A 9,502-nucleotide genomic window follows, 5' to 3' on the forward strand; every position below is an offset into this window, starting at 1 on the left:
CGTCCACCCCCGAGGACACCAGGTCCCACAACCCCTCCGGAGACACCACCCCACCCGGAAAACGGCACGCCATCCCCACGATCGCGATCGGCTCGCTGCCCCGCTCCTCGACCTCGCGCAGGCGCGCCTGGGTCTCGTGGAGCTCGGTCATGGCGCGGCGGAGGTACTCGCGGAGCCTGGTTTCGTTGCCCGTGGCGTCCTGGTTGGTGTCGTGAGCGGACACGGCTCTCCCCTGGAGGTGTCGGTGCGGGGCTTCAGACGGAGCGGAAGCCGCTGTCGAGCAGCTGGAAAAGTTCGTCGTCGGAGGCGGAGTTGAGCAGTTCGGTGACCTTGCCCCGGTCCTCGGCGGGCCGGGCCGGGCCTTCGCCGCCCGTCCCGCCCGCCGGGTTCCCGGCGGGCGGGACGGCGGCCGGGGCGGGCCCGGTGCCGAGGTCCGCCAGCAGGGCGGAGAGGCGGTCGGCCACCGCACGGCGGGCGTCCTGGTCGAGGGCCGCCTGTGCGGTCGCCGCGCCGAGCTGCCCGATCAGGGCGAGTACGGCGGCCTCCGCGCCCGGGAGTTCGCCGTCGAGGTGTTCGGCGAGGGCTTGGGGGGTGGGGTGGTCGAAGACGAGGGTGGGCGTCAGGCGCAGGCCGGTCTCGGCGGTGAGCCGGTTGCGCAGTTCCACGGCGGTGAGCGAGTCGAAGCCGGCCTCGCGGAAGCTGCGGTCCACGCCGACGTCGGCCGGGCCGGCGAAGCCGAGGACGGCCGCGACCTCGGTGCGGACGAGGTCCAGCAGCAGCGCCGCGCGGTCGGCGCGGGACAGGCCCGTGATCCGCTCGGCGGCGGTGGCCCGCCGGGCCGGCTCGGCCGGTCCGGTCGCCCGCCCGGCGGTGGCCCGGCCGGTGACGGGCCCGGTGCCGGCCGCGGACGTCCGCAGGACGGGCGGCAGCCCGGGCGCGGCGGGGTCCAGGCGCAGCGGCAGGACGGCGGGCAGGCCGCTGCCGAGGGCGGCGTCGAGGAGGCCGAGGGCCTCGTCCTGCCCGAGCGGGACGAGCCCGCTGCGGCGCAGCCGGGCGGCGTCGGCGCCGTCCAGGGCGCCGGCCATGCCGTCGCCGGCCCAGGGGCCCCAGGCGAGGGAGACGGCGGGCAGGCCCTGGGCGTGGCGCCGGGCGGCGAAGGCGTCGAGGTGGGCGTTGGCGGCCGCGTAGGCGGACTGTCCCGCGCTGCCGAGGAGTCCGGCGGCGGAGGAGAACAGCACGAACGCGTCGAGCGGCAGGGCGGCGGTGAGTTCGTGGAGGACGCGGACGGCGTCCGTCTTGGGCCGCAGCACGGCTTCGAGGCGGGCCGGGTCCTGGGCGGTGAGGAGGCCGTCGTCGAGGACGCCGGCGGTGTGCACCACCGCGCTGAGGGGGTGCCCGGCCGGGATCCGGTCGAGGAGCGCGGCGAGGGCGGTCCGGTCGGCGGCGTCGCAGGCGGCGACGGTGACCTCGGCGCCCAGGGCGCGCAGTGCGGCGGCCAGTTCCCCGGCCCCGGGGGCGTCCGCGCCGCGGCGGCTGGTGAGCAGCAGGTGGCGTACGCCGTGTGCCGTGACGAGGTGGCGGGCGACGGCGGAGCCGAGGCCTCCGGTGCCGCCGGTGACCAGGACGGTGCCGTCGGGGTTCAGGGCCACCGGGGCGGCGGCCCCGTCGCGGACCCGTACGACGCCGGGGGCGTGGACGGTGCCGGCGCGGACGGCGACTTCGGCGGCGCGGTCGGTGCGGGTGAGGGCGGCGGGCAGGGCGGCGTACGAGGCGGGGTCGTCGTCGGTGTCGACGAGGGCGAAGCGGCCGGGGTGTTCGGCCCGGCCGGAGCGCAGCAGCCCCCAGGCGACGGCGGCGGCCGGGTCGGTGACGGGTGCCCCGGTTCCGGTGTCGACGGCGCCGTGGGTGAGGACGGTGAGGCGGGCGCCGTCGGGCCGGTCGGCGGCGAGCCAGGCCTGGGCGAGGGCGAGCGTGCGGCGGCCGACGGCCTGCGGGTCGTCCTCGCCGCGCAGGTCGGCGACGGCGTGGAGGGCGTCGGCGGGGACGCCGTCCAGGGCCGTGGCCGGGTCGCCGGGGTGCGGGCGTACGGTCGCGCCGGCGGCGGCGAGGGCGTCGGCGAGGGCCGGGGCGGGCGTGCCGAGGAGGTGCCAGACGGCTGTGGCGGGGGCTCCGGGGTCGGCGGTGAGCGGGGTCCAGGAGGGCCGGAGCAAGGGGGTGCGGCCGGTGGCCGCGGCGGCGATCCGGTCGGCGGCGACGCGGCGCAGGGCCAGGGAGCCGGCGGCGAACACGGGGCGGCCCTGGGGGTCGGCGGCGGTGACGGCGTAGGCGTCGGGGCCGGCCGGGGAGATCCGGACGCGCAGGGCGTCCGCACCGCGGGTGTGCAGGTTGGCCCCGGTCCAGGAGAACGGGACGAGGCCGTGGGCGTCGGGCCGGGCGGCGGTGACGGCGTGCAGGGCGGCGTCCAGGAGGGCCGGGTGGAGGCCGTAGGCGGCGGCTTCGGCGGCCTCTTCGGGGCGCAGGGCGACGGTGGCGAAGACCTCGTCGCCGCGCCGCCAGGCGGCCCGCAGTCCCTGGAAGGCGGGGCCGTAGCCGATGCCGGCGGCGGCGAAGCGCTCGTATGCGTCGTCGACGGCGACGGGTTCCGCGCCCTCGGGCGGCCAGACGGCCGCGGTGAGGGCGGCGAAGTCCGCGTCGGCGGGGGCGGCGGTGCGGCCGGCGGCGTGCGGGGTCCAGTCGGCGGGGCCGGTGGCGGCCGGGGCGGAGTCGACGCGGACGGGGCGGGTGCCGTCGGTGTCGGCGGCGCCGAGGTGGACCCGCAGCCGGACGGGTGCCGTGTCGGGCAGGACGAGGGGGTTCTCGAAGGTCAGCTCCGCGATGCCGTCGGTACCGGCGGCGGTGAGGGCCAGTTCGAGCAGGGCGGTGCCGGGGACGACGGGGCGCCCGGCGAGGGTGTGTGCGGCGAGCCAGGGGTGGGTGGCGGTGGACAGGGTGGCCGTCCACACCGCGCCCTGCCCGTCGGGGAGTTCGACGCGGGCCGCGAGCAGCGGGTGGCCGGCGGTGTCCACGCCGGCGGAGGCCAGGGGGGCGGCCTGCCGGGCGGGGGCGTCGAGCCAGTACCGGGTGCGCTGGAAGGCGTACGTGGGCAGGGCGGCGGCGAGGCCGGACGGGGTGGCGCGCGGGGCGAGGGAGACGGGTGTGCCGTGGACGTGGGCGGCGGCCGCGGCCCGGGCGAAGGTCTCCGTCTCGGGCTTGCCGCGACGCATGACGGCGGCGGTGAGCACGCCGTCGGCGGGCTCCTCCTCCGCGTCCAGGACGGTGCGGGTCATGGCGGTGAGGACGGCGTCGGGGCCGAGTTCGAGGAAGGTGTCGATGCCGTCGGCGCGCAGGGCGCGCACCCCGTCGAGGAACCGTACGGGCCTGCGCGCATGGCGGACCCAGTGGTCCGCGGTGCGCAGGGCGTCGCCGTCGGCGAGCCGTCCGGTCAGGTTCGACATGACAGGAATCCTGGGCGGGTGGTGTTCGACGCTGCGAGCGATCTCCTCGAACTGTGTCAACATGCCGTCCATGTGCGGCGAGTGGAAGGCGTGACTGACGGTCAGGCGCTTCGCGGCGCGACCGCGGCTCTTCCAGTACTCGACCAGTTCGTCCACGTCGGAGGCATCTCCGGCGACCACGACGGCCTGCGGTCCGTTGACGGCGGCGAGGCCGGTGCGGGCCACCCGGCCGGCGAGCAGGGGCAGCACCTCCTCCTCGGAGGCCTGGAGCGCGGCCATCGCCCCGCCCTCGGGCAGCTCGTCCATCAGGCGGCCGCGCGCGGCGACGAGCCGGGCGGCGTCGGGCAGGGAGAGCACCCCGGCGGCGTGGGCGGCGGTGAGCTCGCCGACGGAGTGCCCGGCGACCGCGTCGGGCCGTACGCCGCGGTCCGTGACGAGGGCGAACAGGGCGGTTCCGAGGGCGAACAGGGCGGGCTGGGTGTACCGCGTGCGGTCGAGCAGTGCGGCGTCCGGGGTGCCCGGGTCGGCGAACATGACGCTGCGCAGGGGGCGGGGCAGGTGGGGGTCGAAGGCGGCGCAGACCTCGTCGAGGGCGGCGGCGAACACCGGTTCGGCGGCGTACAGCTCCCGGCCGGCGCCGGGGCGCTGGCTGCCCTGCCCGGTGAAGAGGAAGGCGGTGCGGCGTCCGTCGGAGGCGCGTCCGGTGACGACGGACCGGGCGTCGGGGCGCTCGTCGCGCGCGAGGGAGTCGAGCCCGCGCAGCAGGGTGCCGGAGTCGGCGCCGAGGACGACGGCCCGTTCGGCGAAGGCGGTCCGGCCGTGGGCGAGTACGGAGGCCACGGCGCCGGGCGCGGCGGGCGCGGCCCGCAGGTGTGCGGCGAGCCGGCGGGCCTGCTCCCGCAGCGCGGGTCCGCTCCGCGCGGACAGCGGCCAGGCGGTGGGGGTGGCGGCTCCGGCCCCGGTGCCCGGGGCGGCCGGGGTGTCCCGCTCGGCTTCCGGCGGGACGTCGGCTTCCAGGACGACGTGGGCGTTCGTGCCGCTCGCGCCGAAGGCGGAGACGGCCGCGCGGCGCGGGGCGTCGGGGCGGTCGGGCCAGGGGGTGCGTTCCGTGAGGAGGGCCACGGCGCCGTCGGTCCAGTCGATGCGGGTGGACGGGGTGTCGGCGTGCAGGGTCTTCGGCAGGATCCCGTGCCGCAGGGCCAGCACCGTCTTGATGACGCCCGCGACCCCGGCGGCGGCCTGCGCGTGGCCGATGTTGGACTTGAGCGAGCCCAGCAGCAGCGGGGCGTCCGCGGGCCGGGCGCGGCCGTAGGTGGCGAGGAGGGCGCCCGCCTCGATGGGGTCGCCGAGGCCGGTGCCGGTGCCGTGGGCCTCGACGGCGTCGACCTGGTCGGCGGTGAGGCCGGCGTTCTTCAGGGCGGCGCGGATGACCCGCTGCTGGGCGGGGCCGTTGGGGGCGGTCAGTCCGGCGCCGCCGCCGTCCTGGTTGACGGCGGAGCCGCGCAGGACGGCCAGTACCGTACGTCCCTCACGGCGCGCGTCGGAGAGCCGCTGGAGCAGCAGCATGCCCGCGCCCTCGCCGAAGCCGGTGCCGTCGGCCGCGTCGGAGAACGCCTTGCAGCGGCCGTCGGCGGCGAGCCCGCGCTGGCGCGCGAAGTCGATCAGCATGGTCGGCGTGGACAGTACGGTCGCCCCGCCCGCGAGCGCCAGGTCGCACTCGCCGGCCCGCAGGGCCTGGGCGGCGAGGTGGACGGCCACCAGGGACGAGGAGCAGGCCGTGTCCACGGTGACGGCCGGACCGCGCAGCCCGAAGGTGTAGGAGATCCGCCCGGACGCGACGCTGCCCGCGCTGCCGTTGACGAGGTAGCCCTCCAGTCCTTCGGGGAGGGCCTCGCCGGGGGTGTGGGGGACGCGCGCGCCGTAGTCGTCGTACATGACTCCGGCGTAGACGCCCGTGCGGCTGTCGCGCACCGCGTCCCGGCCGAGGCCGGCCCGTTCGAACGCCTCCCAGGCGGTTTCCAGGAGGAGGCGCTGCTGGGGGTCCATGGCGAGGGCCTCGCGCGGGGAGATCCCGAAGAACTCGGGGTCGAAGCCGGCGCAGTCGTGGAGGAAGCCGCCTTCGCGGGCGTAGCTGGTGCCGGGGGCGTCGGGGTCCGGGTCGTAGAGGGCTTCGAGGTCCCAGCCCCGGTCCTCGGGCAGGCCGCCGATCGCGTCGGTGCCGGTGTCGAGGAGCCGCCAGAGGGCCTCGGGGGTGTCGGCCCCGCCGGGGAGGCGGCAGCTCATGGAGACGATCGCGATGGGCTCGCGGGCGCTCTCCTCGACGGTGCGCAGCCGTTCGCGGGTGCTGACGAGTTCGGCGGTGACCCGCTTGAGGTAGTCGCGGATCTTCGCCGAGTTGTCGGAGGCGCCGGCGGCGGGGGCGGGGGCGGTGTCCGTCACAACTGCTCCTCGATGAAGGCGAAAAGTTCCTCGTCGTCGGCCGACGCCAGCAGCGCGTCGGTGGCCGCGGCCGGGGCCGGGAGGCCGGACGCCGCGCCGGCCGGGTCCGCGGGCGGGCCGTCGGGGCGGCCGTCTGCGGCGGGACCGGCCAGGGCGGCGACGAGGCCGGTGAGCCGGCGGTGCACGGTCTCGCGGCGGATGTCGTCGGCGGTGAGGACCGCGAGGGCGGCCTCCAGGGCGGCGAGCCCGGCGAGGGCCGCCTCGCCGGCCTCCCGGCCGCCGGACGCGGCGGTGTGCAGTTCCCCGCCGATGTGCTCGGCGAGGGCCTGCGCGGTGGGGTGGTCGAAGACGACGGTGGCGGCGAACCGCAGTCCGGTGGCGGCGGCCAGCCGGTTGCGCAGCTCGACGGCGGTCAGGGAGTCGAAGCCGGCCTCGCGGAACGGCCGTGCGGGGTCGACGGCCCCGGGGCCGGAGAGGCCGAGGACCCCGGCCACCTCGGCCCGTACGAGCGCGAGCAGTTCCCGGCTCCGGGCGGCCCCGTCGAGGCCGGCCAGCCGGTCCGCGAGGGCCCCTGCCGCGTTCTCGGCGGGGGCCGCGGCGCCCGCCGGGGCCGCGGGGGCGCCGCCGGGACGGGCGGCGCGCGGCGCGGCCGCGGTGTCCGGGACCAGCGCGCGCAGCAGGACGGGTACGGCCTCGCGGCCGTGCGCGGCCTGCTCCCGGCGCAGGGCGGGGACGTCGAGGCGGAGCGGGACGAACAGGGCCTCGTCGGCGCGGCCGGCGGGGGCGGCGAGGGCCCGGTCGAAGAGGGCGAGGCCCTGTTCGCCGTCCATCGGCGCGAGGCCGGAGCGCCGCATGCGGCGCAGGTCGGTCCCGGAGAGGTGCCCGGTCATTCCGGTGGCCTCGCCCCACAGGCCCCAGGCCAGGGAGACGGCGGGCAGTCCCGCGGCCCGGCGGTGCTGGGCGAGGGCGTCGACGAAGGTGTTCGCGGCGGCGTAGTTGGCCTGGCCGGGGCGGCCGAGGAGGCCGGCTGCGCCGGAGAACAGGACGAACGCGGACAGGGGCAGGTGGGCGGTCAGTTCGTGCAGGTGCAGGGCGGCGTCCGCCTTGGGCCGCAGGACGGTGTCCAGTCGGCCGGCGTCGAGGGCGGTGAGGGCGCCGTCGTCGAGGACGCCCGCCGCGTGGACGACGGCGGTCAGCGGGTGTGCGGCCGGGATCCCCGAGAGCAGTGCTTCCAGTGCGGACCGGTGACCCGTGTCGCACGCGGTGATCTCGACGTGGGCGCCCAGCGCGGTCAGTTCCCGTTCGAGCTCGGCCGCCCCGGCGGCGGCGGGCCCGCTGCGGCTGACGAGCAGCAGCCTCCGCACGCCGTACGCGGTGACGAGGTGGCGGGCGAAGAGCCGGCCGAGGGTGCCGGTGGCCCCGGTGACCAGCACGGTCCCTTCGGGGTCGAAGGCGGCGGCCGCCGCGGGCCGCGCGTCGGTGTCCGGGCGGGCCAGGACGGGGGTGCGGACCTCGCCGTCGCGGAGCGCGAGCTGCGGAGCGCCGTCGGCGAGGGCCCCGGCCAGTGCGGCCGCCGAGGCCTCGGTGCCGTCGGTGTCGACGAGGACGAACCGGCCGGGGTGCTCGTTCTGCGCGGAGCGCACGAGCCCCCACAGTCCGGCGGCCGCCAGCCCGGGCAGCGCCTCCCCGGGCCGGGTGGCCACGGCGCCCTGCGTGAGCACGACCAGGCGGGTCCCGTCGTACCGCGCGTCCTGCGCGAGCCAGGAACGGAGCAGGTCCAGCCCCCGGGCGAGGGTCTCCCGCACCGCCTCGGGCGCGGGCGAGCCACCGGTTGCGGCACCGGCCGCACCGGCCGGGAACTCCACGACGACGGCGTCCGGGACGGGTCCGTCCGCCTCCGGGGCGGCGCACAGCGCCCCCAGGTCCGGGTGGACCTCGGCCCCGGCGGCCCGGGCCACCCCGAGCGGGTCGGCCCCGGCCACGGCGATCCGTACCGAGCCGCGGCCCTCACCGGTGGCGGGGGCGGCGGTGTCCCGCCAGTCGATCCGGTAGAGCGGGAGTCCGGTGTCGGCCGCGCCGAGCAGCGCGTCGAGGCGCTCGCGGGCGACGGGGCGCATCACGAGGGCGTCGAGGACCAGTACGGGCGCCCCGGCGGGGTCCACGGCCTCCAGGGAGACCGCGCCCTCGCCGGCGCGGGCGATGCGGACGCGCAGGGCGTCCGCGCCCGCCGCGTGCAGCGTGGCCCCCTGCCAGGCGAACGGCAGCAGGACGGAACCGTCGGGGACGTCGAGGAGTCCACCGGCCAGCCAGGGCTGGAGCGCGGCGTCGAGCAGGGCGGGGTGCACCCCGTAGTCCGCCGCGTCGGCCCGGACCCGGGCGGGCAGGCGGACCTCGGCGAAGACCTCGCCGTGGCGGCGCCAGACCGACCCGATGCCGGCGAACGCCTCCCCGTACTCGTAGCCGAGGTCGGAGAAGCGGGCGTACACGTCCTCGGCTTCGACGCGTTCGGCGCCGGCCGGCGGCCAGGCGGCCCCGTCCGCCCAGGCGGCCGGGGCGGGCCCGGGCCGGCCGGCGGCCGGGGTGAGCGTCGCGGTGCCGTGCCGGGTCCAGGCGGCGTCCCCGTCCTCGGCGCGGGAGTGCAGGGTCAGTGCGCGGCAGCCGCTCGCGTCGGCCGGCCGGACCCGCACCTGGAGCTGGACGGCTCCGCGGCGCGGCAGCACGAGCGGGGCCTCCAGCCCGAGTTCCTCCAGGCCGCCGCTGCCGGTCGCGGCGGCGGCGTGGAGCGCGAGCTCGACGAAGGCGGTACCGGGCAGCAGAGTGCGTCCGGAGACGGCGTGGTCGGCGATCCACGGGTGGTCGGCGAGGGAGACCCGCCCGGCGAACACCGTCTCGCCGGTGTCGGCCAGCGGCAGCGCACCGCCCAGCAGCGGGTGGGTCTCCCAGGCCATCCCGAACCGGGCGGCCGCGGCGTCGCCCACACCGGCGGGGGAGGTGGGCGCCCAGTAGTGCGTCCGCTGGAAGGCGTACGTCGGCAGCGGGACGCGGCGGGCGCCGGTGCCCTCGAAGAGGGAGGCCCAGTCGATGTCCGCGCCCCGGACGAACAGCTCGGCGGCGGAGGTCAGGAACCGCTGGAGACCGCCCTCCTCTCGGCGCAGGGAGCCGACGGCGTGCACGGCCGCCCCGGCGGCTTCGGCCGTCTCCTGGACGCCGATGGTGAGGACGGGGTGGGCGCTGGACTCGACGAACGTCCCGTAGCCCTCGCCGAGCAGCAGCTCGACCGTCTCCTCGAAGCGGACCGGCCGGCGCAGGTTGCGGTACCAGTACGCGGCGTCGAGCGCGGCCGTGTCGACCAGCTCAGCGGTCACGGTCGAGTAGAAGGGAACCTCGGGCCGGCGCGGGACGATCGGCCCCAACACTTCCAGCAGCTCGGCCTCGATGCGCTCCACGTGCGCCGAGTGCGAGGCGTAGTCGACGGGCACCTGACGCGCCCGGATCCCCTCCGCCTGCGCCTCCGCCACGAACGCCGCCACGGCATCCGCGTCACCGGCGACGACCGTGCTGGACGGCCC

Annotated in this window: 3 protein-coding genes; all 3 read right to left on the minus strand. The window is 78.3% G+C overall.

The features are described from left to right. Window positions 1–223: polyketide synthase docking domain-containing protein (locus AB0469_RS40645; RefSeq protein ID WP_366456647.1), on the minus strand; the 223-nt coding region annotated here is incomplete at its 3' end. A 31-nt stretch (window positions 224–254) separates the two neighbouring features. Then, window positions 255–5,933 carry an SDR family NAD(P)-dependent oxidoreductase gene (locus AB0469_RS40650; RefSeq protein ID WP_366456648.1) on the minus strand — a complete coding sequence of 1,893 codons (5,679 nt, stop codon included), beginning with the start codon at window positions 5,931–5,933 and terminating at the stop codon, window positions 255–257. Then, window positions 5,930–9,502 (minus strand): SDR family NAD(P)-dependent oxidoreductase (locus AB0469_RS40655; protein ID WP_366456649.1); only part of this gene is annotated, 3,573 nt, incomplete at its 5' end. The genes AB0469_RS40655 and AB0469_RS40650, both read right to left, overlap by 4 nt.

The sequence above is a fragment of the Streptomyces sp. NPDC093801 genome, assembly GCF_040701585.1.
Classification (GTDB): Bacteria; Actinomycetota; Actinomycetes; order Streptomycetales; family Streptomycetaceae; genus Streptomyces.